The organism is Salinibacterium sp., assembly GCF_031364185.1.
GTDB lineage: Bacteria > Actinomycetota > Actinomycetes > Actinomycetales > Microbacteriaceae > Rhodoglobus.
This window is the reverse complement of the sequence record NZ_JANLVV010000234.1, coordinates 1-14,344: the sequence shown is the minus strand read 5'-3', so window position 1 is coordinate 14,344 and position 14,344 is coordinate 1. Positions and strand designations below refer to the sequence as shown.

Genomic DNA, 14,344 nt, shown 5'->3' with positions numbered 1-14,344 from the left:
CACCGAGAAAAGAAGCCGGCCTCCACGCACCTCGCTCGAAATCTCGATGACGCCGCTGGAGGGTCCATGCACCACGGCATTAGCGGCGAGCTGAAGCAGGGCCTGGGTTATTCGCTCCCCGTCGATCATCGCCATCACATTCGCAGCCTGCGGGGTGATCCATTCGTGACGGGATGATAAGGCGCTGGCCTTCGTTCGCACTCGCTCAGTAAGCCCGCTGATGTCGGTCGGTTCTCGTTGCATTCGCAGCGGTCGAAGCACCGTCGCTAGATCGGAGATATCCCTTACGAGGCCCCCCATGCGGTCAAGTTCGTCGATGGCGAGGGCCTTCGTGGCGGCAACATCCGCCTCGTCGGAGGGCTGCATGAGCTCGAGGTGACCGCGCACAATCGTGAGAGGGGTTTTGAGTTCATGGCCCACGTCATCCAGCAGCTGTCGCTGGCCGGTCAGGGCGCTTTCGAGGCGGTCGAGCATACCGTTCACCGTCACGGTCAACTCTGAAACGTCGTCGGCGCCGACCACGACGATTCGCTCGCTCACGTCGGTTGCGGTGATCCGAGCCGCGGTGTCCCGCAGCCTCCGGATGGGGGAGAGCAGCCGACCGGCCACAACCCAGCCCACGAGGCCCAGTGCCGCGAGCGCCACCGCAGCCACGACGGCGAACGTGCGGAACGCGTCATCCACGGGTAAAAGTCGCGCATTCAGGTCGACCGTGACGACGAAGATGCCGGTGTCGTCCCCCTCGACCGTCACCGGAATGGCCACGTACCGCACAGTAGCATCGGACGCAGTCGCGGTTCCCCTCACCACGAGTCCCGGGTTGGTTTCACTGAGCACGCGCTCAACAAACGCCGCGTCCTGCTCCGGATGCGCGTCTCCGGTGCCACCTGGCACGATCGCCGTACGCCCGCCGATAATGGCGAAGGTCGCCTCATCGGTTCCGGGTCGCAGCCGCTGCACGATCGCATAGAGAGTGTCTGACAGCGTGCTGGCGCCGGTATCCCCGGCGATGAACGATGACTCATCCACCGCCGCGACCAGCCGGCCGTCGATCTGGGCGACGGTGCGCTCACGCTGGATCGCGTAGGCCGTGCCGCCGGCGACGGACATTCCCACCGCGGCGACAATCAGCATCGAGATCAGGATGCGCGCGCGCACCGATCTCACGACTCGCACCGATCGCCAGCGCCCCCAGTGTCCCTGGGCGGCAGGCGACGGAGCGGACATCCTCTGATTATCGACTGCGAACACTACTCATGGCGTTCACGTCCGATGAGAGATTTCTTAGTGGAGCCAGTGCCGGAACCCGACGTAACCCGACGTGGGGCTTCTTCTGAAGCCGCCCCGCATGCTATCCGGCAGTCCCGGAGGGTCCCTGACCTACTCGGCACAGCGAAACCCGGTAATTTGTAGGTCCATCCGACACCTCGCTGGGTATGACCGGGCCCGCCAGCCACCGGTAGTAAGGCTGGCGGGAGAGCGTCAATACCCGTTCCCCCGCGCGCTGCGCTTTCAAGCGGGAGGTGCCCCCAGCGTCACCGCGACAGGGATCCTGCCCGCAGCGAGCTCCATCACGAGCGGGTAGAACCTTTTCCCGGCAGATTCGCCTGCGATAGATACGCCGCCGCCCGCCGCAGGATTTCGTTCTCCTGCACAAGGAGTCGGATCCGCTTGCGCGCTTCCCGTAGGTCGGCCGACTCCGTTCGGGAGTGACCGGGCTTGGCGCCCTCGTCGACCGCGGCGCGACGCAACCAGGACTGCAACGGCATCGTGTGGACACCCAAATCTCTCGCGATCTGCTCGACAGTCACACCCGGCTCACGACCACGGGCGACACCCACCACTTGATAGCACCCTCGAGCACAAGCAGAACCCGCAGGTTTTCGCTGCTGGCCAAGATCCCACAGAAAATGATGCGCGACCCTGCTGGAATGCGCGGACGCATATTGTCGCCGCTCTCGCCGACATCACCCTGAGGACCTGCGTCCTCGACCCCTCGGGACACCCGATCTCAGCGACCTGCAGGATGTCCGCCTTAGCCTGCGGGAAATCGACCAAGTGGACACCCGGATCGCTGTCGATCACACCGGAAAACCGGTGCTCCTTGGCGAACACCGACCTCAAACATCAGGTTAATAGCCAGTTAAATCGAGCAAAAAGCTCAATTTAGCGAATAACTAGCTTAAACATCCTACAACTTGTAAAGTTGGGGTCAAATCTGTTCGTCAAAGGAGACAAGCATGAACCTTCGCCGTTCCATCGCAGTATCGACGGTAGTTGCTCTACTCGCGCTGGGCGCGCTATCCGCACCCGCTCAAGCAGCGGGCCCCGTCCCCGCCGCAACCTACACCCCCCGCATTGCTGGTCCGTGGACAACTCTTTTTTCACCCACCCAGCCCGCCCCCGCTAACTACATGAATGACCACACCGTTATCAAAGGCGGCGACGGCCTGTGGCACGTTATCGGGATCTCGGGCGGTGGAAACGGTCAAGAGAACTCTTTCGCGTCGGCGACAACAGCGTCGCTTACCTCGGGTACCTGGACCGAAGGTCCAGTCCTCGCGGCGTACTACGCCAACGGAACTCCACTTAATGCGTGGGCACCCCACGCGATCACCGTCGGCGGAACGACGTATCTGTTCTATCGCTCAAATCGTGCGGGAGTTCCGAACAATACGTCGCCGGGCGGCAACACGCTCGAAGTCGCCTCCACTACCGACCCGACACTGACGACATGGACCCGGCGAACTGACATCACCGTATCCGGGCTTTCGGAGGAGTTCCGTGATCCGATGGTTTATCCGTATAACGGTGGGTACGTAATGTACGCCCCTGCCACAGCGAACGGTGTCAACTATCTAGCCAGCTACACCTCGACAAACCTTCTTGACTGGGTCTACGCGGGGCGCGCGCTGACCGTGAGCGGCACGGCGACGACGGCACCCTGGTCGAGCCTTGAATCGCCCTTCGTGTTCAAGTACGGCGATTATTATTACCTCAGCACGACGATCACCGACAGCAGCGCACCTTCTTACCACGATACGTTTATTTTCCGATCGACAAACCCGATGGACTTCGGTGATTTCAACGGGGTAAGCGCCACTGGTGCTGGAACGCTTGTGGCTAAGCTGCCAGTGCATGCCCCCGAGTACATCCAGGACACGAACGGCCAGTGGTACATCACCACGTCGGGCTGGCAGAATTATGCTATCTACCCTGAAGCATCCCACGGGGTCGCGATCGCGCCCCTCGCGTTCACGAATGACGCACACACCGTGCCGAGCAACAACAAGGTGCTGGGATACCAGTTCGACGATCAGACGGGCGCGGTCGATTCATCCGGAAACAGTCGCACCGGCACGCTTGCCGGCGACGCAACGTTCGCGACGGCTGGACATACCGGGGGTGCTCTGTCGACATCTACCGGGAGCGTGACACTGCCGCCTGTGTCGTACGCCGGTAACTTCACAGTTGCTGGATGGATTCGGACGGATACCGCACCGAGCAACGCGAATGGCCTCGTGTCGGGGATCGGGCAGGACATAAACCTCTACCAGGGATATCCGCGCCTGTACACAGGAACCGACGTCGCAACATCGTCCGTCGCAGTAGCGGCAAACACCTGGGCGCATGTTGCCGTAACCCGGTCCGGGACCACGGTTACAACCTACGTCAACGGCATAGCGCGCGGCACCGGAACCTGGAGCGGGATCTTCACGCCAAAGTTCGCGGGCCGCGCCATAGCCAAGACGGGGCCACAAGCAATTGATGACTTCGTACTCGCGGGCCGTGCCTTGAGTTCGACCGAGGTGCAGCAGCTCGCACAAGCCGCGCCAACGATACCGAGCGGACTTGACATTCTCTACGGATTCAGCAGCACACCAACGGGATCGGTCACCGACAGCTCAGGCCAGGGCCGCAACGGAGTTGCGAGCGGCAGTTACGTGTGGCGGCGGGACGGTCAGTTTGCTGGCTCATTCACGGCCAACTCCGGTGGCAGCGGGGCCATAGCCCTTCCGGCCATTTCTATCACCGGCGACTTCAGCATTGCCGCTTGGGTCAACCCGAGCGCTGGTCTGACGAATACAAGTGGCTTGTTGCGTGGTAGTGGAATGGACATCAACTTCTATCAGGGCAAGCCGCGGCTCTATGCGGGATCCGATCGCGTCACTGCGACGAAAGTGATACCGACCGGGGCGTGGACGCATGTGGTGATTACCCGCACCGCAGGCACAGTGAAACTTTATCTGGACGGGACCCTCGACAGCCAAGGCACCTGGTCAGGAACCTTCGCCCCCACGATGGTCGGTGGATCTCTTGCAGGGAATGTCTCGATAGGACTCGATGAGCTTTACATCTATGACCGCGCACTGACCGCGACCGAGATCGCACAGCTCGGCTAGGGCGTGTCTCCTAAGTTGTGCTGTGTGGTGGCGGCATGCTGAGAGCCTGTCTCGGACTCGTTCCTCATCAGATGGTGTGTGTGCTCGGATTGAGTTATTGATGCCTGCGGCATCTCGTGGTGGTGGTGGTGGTCGTCCGGTCCAGGATCACCGTCGTGTGGTCGAGGGCATCGTCTGGCGGTTCCGGACCGGGGCGCCGTGGCGTGATCTGCCGGCGGGGTTCGGGCCATGGCAGACGGCGTGGAAACGTCACCGCCGCTTCAGCGGCGATGGGACCTGGGACAGGATCCATGCCGAGTTGCTCGCCGATGCTGCTGCTGCTGGGGAGCTCGATTGGGCGGTGAGTGTGGACTCGGCGACAAACCGCTCCCGTGGCGGATTGAGCACGAAGATCCACCAACTCGTTGATGGTCGCGGGCTGGTGGTGCTGGTCGGAGCAGGCCAAGCCAGAGACTCGCCCATATTTCCCATGCTGATGGAGCATCTGAGCATCACACGTCGCGGCCCCGCACCAGACCCGATCGGCTGCGCGCGGTCAAAGCGTATTGAGGTGTCATAGTGGCGTGCCCGTTTGACCTTGCACCCGAAGTTTTCGACCGCTGTGCTCGGCGCCTTTCCAAGCTCTTATTAGGTAGTCCATCCCGCACGAGGGGGACACGTCCTTGTGCTCTAGATTGGTCGGATGTTTCATGAACTGTGATGCGACTATACATCGTTTCCCGCGATTCATCCCACCTTCGGAGAGCAAAATAGGCTAAATCGCGAGTTTCACCGTCTGTTTTGGTGTCTTTGGTTGACTTTTGATCCGATGTCTGTTTGCATAGCGCGACCGCAAGTATTAGTCGGTTTTTTCGAGCCGCAACTTCAAAAGCAGGGAACAAGGATGTCTCTACACACAGCACTACCAAAGCGGCTCGCATTAATTGCGTTCGCCACCACAGCGTTGGTCGCGGCTCTGAGCGGCTGCAGCTCTTCGGCTGGAACCGATACGACGACTACGGTAGCGTCCGTCGATCAGTCGGTGCTCGACTGTATCGCCGGCAAGTCCGCACTTGTCGGCCCGAACGGTGAAGAGGGCACCTACGCTGACAAAGTCGAGGCTACCGCCGACCAGATCGCCGCGGCGAGCACGGCGGCCGCGGGTGGCAAGATCGCGATCTCGACTCATTTCGCATCTGACTACACAACGCAGGTGGTCGCAGGAATCGAGAAGGTTGCGAAGGAAATCGGCGCCACCATCATCACCACCGACGCCGGTTCGAAGCCGCAGACACAAATTTCCGACATCGAGAGCCTGATCTCTCAGAAGCCGGCTCTTCTAGTGATCTTCCCCGTAGATGCAGCTGCTTCCGCTCCCGGCCTCAAAGCCGCGGCCGATGCGAACGTTCCGGTGGTCGTGGTTGGTTCAGCGCTTGAAGCAGACAACTATTCCTCGCTCATCTCCGCCTACGACTTCGGCGGCGGACTGCAGGCTGCGATGCAGCTCGTGACCGCGCTGGGCGGCAAGGGCGACATTGCTGTGGTCCCCTACAAGTTCAGCCTTTGGCACGTAGATAACCGCGTGAAGGGCTTCGAAGCAGGGATCTCCTGCGCGACGGGTATCAAGATCGTCGAAGACACCGTGACGTGCCAGGCCAAGGCAGACTGCACCACGGCGTTCTCCGACATCCTGACGGCCAATCCCAGCATCACCGGTGGCTTCGGCGCCTACGACGGAATTGCGCAGGGGATGAACGCGGCAGCGGCATCCGCGGCATGGAAAGGATTCATTACGACCAGCGACTTGGGTCTCGAAACGGCCCAGTTGATCAATTCCAAGACTGCCGCACTGCAGGCGACCTCCGCGCAGATCACTGACTGCCAGGGAAGCGCGGCCGGAACGGCTATGGTTCTGACACTCGCTGGTGCAGATGTTCCCAAAGTCATCTTCTGCGAGAATGTGGCGGTCGATTCCTCCAACGTGGGCAAGATATACGAACAGCTCTTCGGCGCACCGCTCAAGTAGCTCGAGAGATCAGGGTCGCAATGCCAATGAAGGATGAAACAGAGATCGTCCTCGACGTGAGGTCGATCACGAAGACCTTCGGCCCCACGCGAGCCCTGGTGAACGTCAGCCTCACCGTTCGCGCCGGCGAAGTGCATGCACTTCTCGGCGCGAACGGTGCGGGCAAGTCGACTCTCATCAAGACCCTCGCGGGGGTTTATGTGCCAGATTCCGGATCCATCCGGGTTGGCAGTGAGGAAGTCCATCTCACGGACCCCTTGCAGGCCCGGGCCCGTGGTATCGCGGTCATTCACCAGCAGCTGTCGGTGATCTCCAGCCTCACCGTGGCCGAGAACTTTCTCATTCGTTCCTACTCAGCGAAACAGTCGTTTGTTCGCAATTCCGCCGAAGCATCAGAGCACGCTCGGCGAGCTCTAGACGCCCTCGGTAGCACGACACGGCCATCCGACATGGTGTCCGCGCTCACGTTTGGTGAGCGCCAGATGCTGGAGATCGCCATCGCGATTTCCAGTCAGGCGCGGGTGGTCATTATGGATGAGCCCACCTCAGGGCTGACGGCCAAGGAGCAGGGCAGCCTTTTCGCGGCGATCCGCCAGCTAGTAGCTGCGGGTGTCGGAATCATCTACGTGAGCCACAAGATGAATGAGGTCTATGAGATCGCCGATCGCATCACCGTGCTTCGAAACGGGAGCAACGCGGCCGAGTTCTCCGAAGCCCCTTGGGACCGCAAGCGGATCGTCAGCTCGATCATTGGAGAGACCGCGTCAGAGGCGCTTGTCGGCGACAGTGATTTGGTGCGCGTGACCGGAAGCGAACCAGTGATCCTCGAGGTCAAAAATCTCGTTACCGATCGCGTGGCCGGCGTCGACTTTGAGGTGCGCAGGGGCGAAATTCTCGGGGTTTACGGGGTGGTCGGCTCTGGCGGGCCCCAACTTGCGGAGGCAGTCGTGGGGGCGAGGTCCTATACCGGTTCGATTCGGGTCAACGGGGCTCCTGCGCCACGGAGTGTGCTTAATGCAAGGCGGGCGCACATTCTCTTTGTTCCCTCCGACCACCGAACTCGAGGCGCAGTAGCCGGTCAGTCTATTCAAGAAAATGTGCTTCTTGGGCGCGGGCAATGGAGGCGCACTGCCTGGCGAACCGTATCTGCCGACCTTCATCAGCGGGTGGAGGCTGCGACCAATCGTCTCGGCGTGAGGCGACACTCGCTCTCGCAGCCAATCAGCCAACTTTCGGGCGGCAACCAGCAAAAGGCGGTGTTCGCGCGGGCGACTTTCGACCCTCCGACCCTCTTGGTGCTCGAGGACCCAACTCAGGGCGTTGATGTCGGCGCAAAGCGGGACATGCTCAATGAGATTGAGCGGCAGCGCGCGGCGGGGGCCGCGATCCTCATGTTGTCATCGGAAGTATCCGAGTTCTCAACGGCCGACCGGGTGCTGGTTCTCCGCGACGGCTTGGTCGTCGGCGAACTAAGACGTCCCCACATCAGTGAACAGCAAATTCTCCAACTCTCGGCGGACTAGCCGCGCATGGCGAACGATCTAGAAATGAAACCTCACGTGAATACAGCACTAACGCCCCTCGACCAGTCAACTCGCCCCGGTGTGATGCGCCGAGCGGTCACATCCCGGATCTTCCCGCTGATCATCGCGCTCGCAGTGCTCATGATTTTCTTCTCGATCCAGTCACAGTACTTTTTTACGGTCGTGAACGCACTCAACATCGGCCGCCAGATCTCTGTGGTGCTGATCGTTGCGCTTGGCATCACAATCGTGCTGATCGCAGGCGAGATCGATTTGTCCATGGCAGGCGTCATGGCCGTCTGCAGCATCGCGGCCGGTGCGATACTCCAAAACGACGGGGCCAACGGGTCGCCTGTCAACGCCATCATCACGCTCATTGCTTGTCTCGGCATTGGGCTGGCTTTCGGCCTCATCAACGGACTTTTCACCGTTCGTTTTCGTGTTCCGAGCTTCATCGTTACTCTGGGCACCTTGAGCGTCGGTACCGGCCTTGCGTTGTCCTACAATAATGGTGAACCACGCGCCATCCAATCGATCGCCTTCTTGGACATTTTCGCGCTCGGCCAGATCGCGGGTATCCCATCTCTACTTCTGTACCCCGTGCTCGCGTTTGTGATCTGCCAAATCTTACTCAAGCGCACCCTGTTCGGTGTCCAGCTCTACTCTGTCGGTGGCAACGCCGAGGCGTCGGGCCTTGCTGGGGTGCCAGTTGGACGCGTGCGGGTCCTAGCTCTTGTCATCTGCAGCGTGTTCGCTTCCTTGGCGGGCGTGATCCTCTCAGCCCGAGTCCAGAGCGGGCTCCCGAACATCGCTACCGGCATCGAGTTGGACGCGATCGCTGCGGCTGTTCTCGGCGGTACCCGCCTAGCGGGCGGCTACGGCACCATTGTCGGCACCGTGCTTGGGGCCGTGGTGATCGGCGTAGTGAGCAACGGGCTGACTCTGATGGGAATTCCGTCGCCAGCGCAGAGTGTGGTGAAAGGCGTCGTCATCATCGCCGCCGTCGTGCTCGACCGGGTACGCAATAAAGACTGACCCCCCACACCCCTGGCGGGTCTGCTACAGGGTTTGGTGACAGTTTTTAGTCACGCAGGCAGGGTGGCTGGCGTGTTCACGATGGCCTCGAACTCGACCGGCGTCAACCGGCCCAGGGCTGCTTGTCGACGTCGTCGGTGGTAGGCGCGTTCGATCCAGGCCACGATCGCGATCCGCAGCTCCTGACGGGTGGCCCAGGAGCAGCGGTCCGGGACATTCTTCTGCAGCACGCTGAAGAAGGATTCCATCGCGGCGTTGTCACCACACGGGGCGACTCTTCCCACCGATCCGAGCCGGCGGTGGCCGGCCAGAGCGCTGAGGAGCTTCCGGCTTCGAAATCGTGATCCTCGGTCGCTGTGGACCACGCAACCGGCGACCTTCTGCACCCTCCGACCCTTGACCCACCGACTGATCTCATACGGGGCCGACGGCAACGGCCGCAGCAGCGCCTTCTCCTCGCTCTCGAACACGCTGAGGCGGGAGCCGGCACGTGTCTGGAACGGTTCCCGGTTGTAGGCATCGATGCGTTCGGCAACCGCTCGCGTCTGCTTGGGACTGTAGACAAAACGGTGTTCACGGCAGACGCGCCGGGCGTGACCTCGGAGGGAGGGGTGCCGCGATGACTACGACATTAGATGTTGTGAAATCTAAGAAGTTGGGTCCCTCCGCGGAGGAAACTGCAGCGAATGAGCTGGTGCGTTCGCCCACTGAGCAAGGCCTATCGCTGTCCGGGCCGGATGGACTATTGAAGCAGTTTACGAAGACCGTGCTGGAAACGGCGTTGAACGAGGAGATGACTGAGCACCTCGGGCACGAGAAGAACCAGGCCGATCCCGGCCATGGTGATGCAAACAAGCGAAAGGGCACCGGGTCGAAGATGGTCCTGACCGAAGCGACGGGGCAGGTCACTATCGGGGTCCCGAGGGACCGTGACAGTTCGTTCGAGCCGCAGATTGTCAAGAAACGCCAACGCCGTTTGAACGGGGTCGATGACATCGTCCTGTCACGGTACGCGAACGGTTTGACGATAGGGGAGTTTACCGCGCACTTCGCCCAGATCTTTGGGCCACGGCCGGCGAGGAGACGACCTCTCGGATCACGGACAAAGTCATCGACGAAATGAACGAATGGTCCACCAAGCCGCTCGTATACCGCCCCGAACGCGAACGCCGCCCGGGCCGTTCTGGAGGAACTGGGCGAGAAAGGGGCGAACGCTAAGTCGCGATCATCCGGCTCTGGGAGAACGAATGGGAAGAGTTCATCCCCTTTCCGGACTACGACCTCGAGATTTACACCGTAATCTGCTCCACGAACGCGATCGAATCATTGAACGCACGGTCGTGGCGGGCAGTGCGGGCTCGCGGGCACTGCCCGACCGAGCAAGCCGCACGGCATTGCTTGTAACTCGTAGCCTCGACCCCACCGGTCGCAGCCGCACCCAACGGACGATGCGACAAGAAGCCTGCGCTGAACGCCTTCGTCATGACCTTCCAAGACCGCTGGTCGGCCGCGGAAACCTACAAATAAAAACCGCCGGAAACACCGTTGACGAGATAGTCCCGCCAGGTACGCCGATCTCGCACTCAACGCCCTGCACGAAGTACACATCGGTGCGATTCGCGGCTCCGCCAAAGCCACTTTCTTGCCTATAACCCGTAAGCCCCCGCCGCGGAGCCAAAAATAGGCCGGCAACTCGCCGAAGCGACTTGCCGACCTATATTCCGAATGATCCGGCTCAATAAGCCGAACTACCCATCGTGCGCGAAGGGGGACTTGAACCCCCACGCCCTATACGGGCACTAGCACCTCAAGCTAGCGCGTCTGCCAATTCCGCCATCCGCGCGCGGCGATGAATCCTTCACGGACCCACCGAGGTATGAGAATAGCACTCTTCCGTCACCCCCAACGCACAGGGGAGGCGACAAACGCACACGCTTAGGGTGGAGTCATGCCCGAGAACACCGAGCTCGAATCGACAGCCCGAATTGCCCGCGACCTGATCAGGTTCGACACGACGAACTACGGCGAAGGCAGGTCGACTGGTGAGACCGAGGCGGCCGAATACCTGGGCTCCCTCCTTGAGGCGATGGGTCTTGACACTGAGTATGTGGATGCCGCTCCCGGCCGCACCAGCGTCTTCGCCCGCGTTCCCGGCGCCAACGCCGATAAGCCCGCCCTCGTCGTTCATGGGCACACCGATGTCGTGCCGGCCGACCCGGCCAACTGGACCGTGGACCCGTTCGCGGGGGAGATCCGGGACGGCCTGCTGTGGGGACGTGGCGCTGTCGACATGAAGAACATGGATGCGATGATCGTCACGGCGCTCGAGGACGTGCTCGGCGCAGGCAGGCAGCCCGCCCGTGACCTGATCATCGCGTTCTTCTCCGATGAGGAGAACGGGGGAGTGTTCGGCTCCCACCACGTCGTCGACACCCGACCGGACCTGTTCGAGGGCGCAACTGAGGCCATCAGCGAAGTGGGCGGCTACTCCGTTCACCTGAATGGCCAGCGTGCGTACCTGCTGCAGACCGGCGAGAAGGCGCTCGTATGGGTGCGGCTGGTGGCGCGGGGCACCGCCGCACACGGCAGCCGTGTCATCCGGAACAATGCCGTCACGAAGCTCGCGCAGGCGGTCGCTACACTCGGCCAGCAGGAGTGGCCAGTCGAGCTGACCGCAACCACCACGCAGCTGGTGGCGGAACTTGGGCGGCTCATGAACGTTGATCCCGAGAAGGTGGGCCCGGACGCGGTGGTGCTGAGCACGGGATCAGCAGCGGGCTTCATCCTGGCCACCCTGCACACCACGACCAACCCGACACTTCTGAAGGCCGGCTATAAGCACAACGTGATCCCGGACGTCGCGGAGGCGCTCATCGATATCCGCACCCTCCCCGGCGAGGAGGACGCCGTGCTTGCGCGCGTGCGCGAACTCGTTGGAGACGACATCGAGGTGGTCGTCATGCATCGCGATGTCGGGCTGGAAAATTCATTTGACGGGCCGCTCGTCGACGCGATGGTGGGAACACTGCACGCCCACGATCCCGGCGCCGAGGTTTTGCCGTACCTGCTCTCGGGAGGCACAGACAATAAGGCGCTGTCGAAACTTGGTATCAAGGGGTACGGCTTCGCGCCGCTGCAACTTCCGCCAGATATGGACTTCCCTGGGATGTTTCACGGCGTTGACGAGCGCGTCCCGCTGGACGCATTAGTCTTTGGCAGGCGGGTTCTCGGAGACCTGTTCGTGAATTACTAGCTGCCGCACAACCGAGGAGGGGCCCATGGGCTTCATCGAAGCCATCATTCTTGGACTCGTCCAGGGGCTTACAGAGTTCCTGCCGATCTCCTCAAGCGCACATCTTCGTATCGTCGGCGAGTTGCTTCCTGGTGCCACCGATCCGGGGGCGACGTTCACCGCGATCACGCAAATCGGCACTGAGCTTGCGGTGATCCTTTACTTCCGCAAAGACATCGTGCGCATCATCGGACGCTGGTTCCGGCATTTCGGCTCGACGGGTGGCGTTCACTCCGCCGGCATCCCCAAAAACGACCCTGATGTTCGCCTCGGGTGGCTGATTATTATCGGCACGCTGCCGATCGTTGTCATCGGTTTTCTCGCCCAGGACACCATCCGGTCTGTGTTTCGCTCGCTGTGGATCATCGCGATCGTGTTGATCGTGTTCGGCCTCATCCTTGGACTCGCCGACTACCTCGGCAGGAAGATCCGACCCTTGGATAAGATGACCTACCGGCACGGCATCGCGATCGGCCTCGCGCAGGTATTGGCGCTTGTGCCCGGCGTCTCACGCTCCGGCGCCACGATGACAATGGGGCTGTCACTGGGCTACACGCGACCCGCCGCCGCCAGGTTCGGATTTCTGCTCGCCATACCTGCGGTGTTCGGCAGCGGCCTGTACGAGCTGGTGCACAGCTTCGGTGAGCCCAAAGGTGTCTACGGATACCCCGAGACGCTGGTGGCAACCGCAGTTGCCTTCGTGGTGGGCTATCTCGTCATTGCCTTCCTGATGCGCTACATCGAGAAGCGGTCATTCCTGCCGTTCGTCGTTTATCGAGTAGTGCTGGGAGTCGTGCTGCTGGTGCTGTTGTCCATGGGTGCCATCCAGCCGCTCTAGGCTAAGGCGGTGAAGTCCTGGAGCCAGCCCGAGGTTGCGCGGCTACCCGGCACCGCCGCCATTCCCCAGGTTTTCGACACGACATCCGGGTCGATCATCCCGGTGCGCCCGAGCGCCGCCGCAGGCCTCTACGTCTGTGGCATCACACCCTACGACGCTACTCACATCGGTCATGCCGCGACCTATCTCGCATTCGACACCCTCAACCGGGTCTGGCGTGACGCTGGCTACGACGTCCGCTACGTGCAGAATGTGACGGATGTCGACGACCCGCTCCTGGAGCGGGCGACGGCCACCGGGGTTGACTGGCGCGACCTCGCAGCCGGTCAGATCGAGCTGTTCCGAAACGACATGCGCGCTCTTGGCGTCATCCCGCCCGATCACTTCGTTGCCGTTACAGACATGGTGGGCCGCGTGGAGCAGGCAGTGCGGCGGCTGCTGGACGCGGGGCTGGCGTACAGGCTCGGCAATGACGTGTATTTCGACAGCACCGCAGCCGCGGCACACTCCTCGTGGCAGCTGGGCCAGGTGAGCCGGCTCGATCGCGACACGATGCTGGTTCTGGCGGCCCAACGAGGCGGAGATCCGGCGCGCGAGGGCAAACGCGACCCGCTCGACCCTGTGCTGTGGATGGGCGCGCGACCGGGCGAACCCTCCTGGCCGAGCGAGCTGGGAGACGGTCGCCCCGGATGGCACATCGAGTGCTCGGTCATCGTGCAGGAATTCCTCGACATCCCGGTGACCGTCGCGGGAGGAGGGCGGGACCTCATTTTTCCTCATCACGAGTTCACCGCCGGTCATACCGCCGCACTCACCGGGCGCCGCCACGCGCAGGCGCACGTGCACGCCGGGCTGGTCAGCTATCGCGGTGAGAAAATGAGTAAATCGCTCGGTAACCTCGTGTTCGTTTCGGCACTGGTCACCGCCGGTGTCGACCCCCGCGCCATTCGGCTCACTATCCTCTCCCATCACTATCGAGGTGACTGGGAGTGGACAGACGAGGTTCTCACCACCGCCGTGGCACGACTCGCTTCCTGGATCGGTTGGGCGAGAGGCCTGGATGCATCCGGCACCGGTTCCGAACTTCTCGCAGAGCTTCGGGATGCCCTGGCCCGCGACCTCGCAACACCCGCCGCGCTCGCTGCCGTCGATGCCCGCGCGGCCTCCGGCGCATCGCCGACCGGGGTTGACCTCGACGCGATCCACGCGCTGCTGGGAGTCTCGCTGCACTAATCCACCGCGCTACCG

General features: G+C 61.9%; 10 protein-coding genes, 1 tRNA gene and 3 pseudogenes. 9 read left to right on the top strand and 5 right to left on the bottom strand.

Going from position 1 to position 14,344, the window contains the following annotated elements; all coding sequences use genetic code 11:
- On the bottom strand, nt 1–1,227 hold a 1,227-nt coding region (locus tag RMN95_RS10565; RefSeq protein ID WP_309616877.1), incomplete at its 3' end, for a HAMP domain-containing sensor histidine kinase.
- A gap of 344 nt (nt 1,228–1,571) precedes the next feature.
- Nucleotides 1,572–1,844, bottom strand: coding sequence for a transposase (locus tag RMN95_RS17160; RefSeq protein WP_397545279.1), 273 nt, complete (start codon nt 1,842–1,844; stop codon nt 1,572–1,574).
- Nucleotides 1,845–2,240: 396 nt separating this feature from the next.
- Between RMN95_RS17160 and RMN95_RS10550 the strand changes: the two genes are divergently transcribed.
- The 5 genes from RMN95_RS10550 to RMN95_RS10530 all read left to right on the top strand — a co-directional run bounded on the left by RMN95_RS10550 (nt 2,241) and on the right by RMN95_RS10530 (nt 8,966).
- On the top strand, nt 2,241–4,403 hold the full coding sequence (locus tag RMN95_RS10550) for a LamG-like jellyroll fold domain-containing protein (protein WP_309616876.1): 2,163 nt from the start codon (nt 2,241–2,243) through the stop codon (nt 4,401–4,403).
- A 22-nt stretch (nt 4,404–4,425) separates the two neighbouring features.
- Nucleotides 4,426–4,962 (top strand): IS5 family transposase, encoded by a 537-nt coding sequence (locus RMN95_RS10545; protein WP_397545278.1) that lies wholly within the window; start codon nt 4,426–4,428, stop codon nt 4,960–4,962.
- Nucleotides 4,963–5,196: 234 nt separating this feature from the next.
- Nucleotides 5,197–6,408 (top strand): substrate-binding domain-containing protein, encoded by a 1,212-nt coding sequence (locus RMN95_RS10540; RefSeq protein WP_309616875.1) that lies wholly within the window; start codon nt 5,197–5,199, stop codon nt 6,406–6,408.
- A 26-nt stretch (nt 6,409–6,434) separates the two neighbouring features.
- Nucleotides 6,435–7,931 (top strand): sugar ABC transporter ATP-binding protein, encoded by a 1,497-nt coding sequence (locus tag RMN95_RS10535; protein WP_309616874.1) that lies wholly within the window; start codon nt 6,435–6,437, stop codon nt 7,929–7,931.
- Between the two features lie 36 nt (nt 7,932–7,967).
- Complete coding sequence (locus RMN95_RS10530; RefSeq protein WP_309616873.1) at nt 7,968–8,966, top strand: ABC transporter permease; 999 nt, start codon at nt 7,968–7,970, stop codon at nt 8,964–8,966.
- A 50-nt stretch (nt 8,967–9,016) separates the two neighbouring features.
- Here RMN95_RS10530 and RMN95_RS10525 read toward each other — a convergent pair.
- Both RMN95_RS10525 and RMN95_RS10520 read right to left on the bottom strand, forming a co-directional pair.
- A pseudogene (locus RMN95_RS10525) lies at nt 9,017–9,331 on the bottom strand (IS3 family transposase); the annotation flags it as partial.
- An 18-nt stretch (nt 9,332–9,349) separates the two neighbouring features.
- Nucleotides 9,350–9,508 (bottom strand): annotated as a pseudogene (locus tag RMN95_RS10520) (IS21 family transposase); the annotation flags it as partial.
- Between the two features lie 77 nt (nt 9,509–9,585).
- Between RMN95_RS10520 and RMN95_RS10515 the strand changes: the two are divergent.
- Nucleotides 9,586–10,493, top strand: a pseudogene (locus RMN95_RS10515) (transposase).
- Nucleotides 10,494–10,724: 231 nt separating this feature from the next.
- On the opposite strand, the gene RMN95_RS10510 reads toward RMN95_RS10515, so the two are convergent.
- Nucleotides 10,725–10,809, bottom strand: a tRNA-Leu gene (locus tag RMN95_RS10510).
- Nucleotides 10,810–10,914: 105 nt separating this feature from the next.
- On the opposite strand from RMN95_RS10510, the gene RMN95_RS10505 reads away from it, so the two are divergent.
- The 3 genes from RMN95_RS10505 to mshC are packed head-to-tail and all read left to right on the top strand — an operon-like array spanning nt 10,915 to nt 14,329.
- Entirely contained in the window at nt 10,915–12,219 is a 1,305-nt protein-coding gene (locus tag RMN95_RS10505; RefSeq protein WP_309616872.1) for a M20/M25/M40 family metallo-hydrolase, read from the top strand.
- Nucleotides 12,220–12,244: 25 nt separating this feature from the next.
- Complete coding sequence (locus tag RMN95_RS10500) at nt 12,245–13,096, top strand: undecaprenyl-diphosphate phosphatase (protein WP_309616871.1); 852 nt, start codon at nt 12,245–12,247, stop codon at nt 13,094–13,096.
- Nucleotides 13,097–13,105: 9 nt separating this feature from the next.
- Nucleotides 13,106–14,329, top strand: coding sequence for a cysteine--1-D-myo-inosityl 2-amino-2-deoxy-alpha-D-glucopyranoside ligase (mshC, locus tag RMN95_RS10495; RefSeq protein WP_309616870.1), 1,224 nt, complete (start codon nt 13,106–13,108; stop codon nt 14,327–14,329).
- Nucleotides 14,330–14,344: the final 15 nt, after the last annotated feature.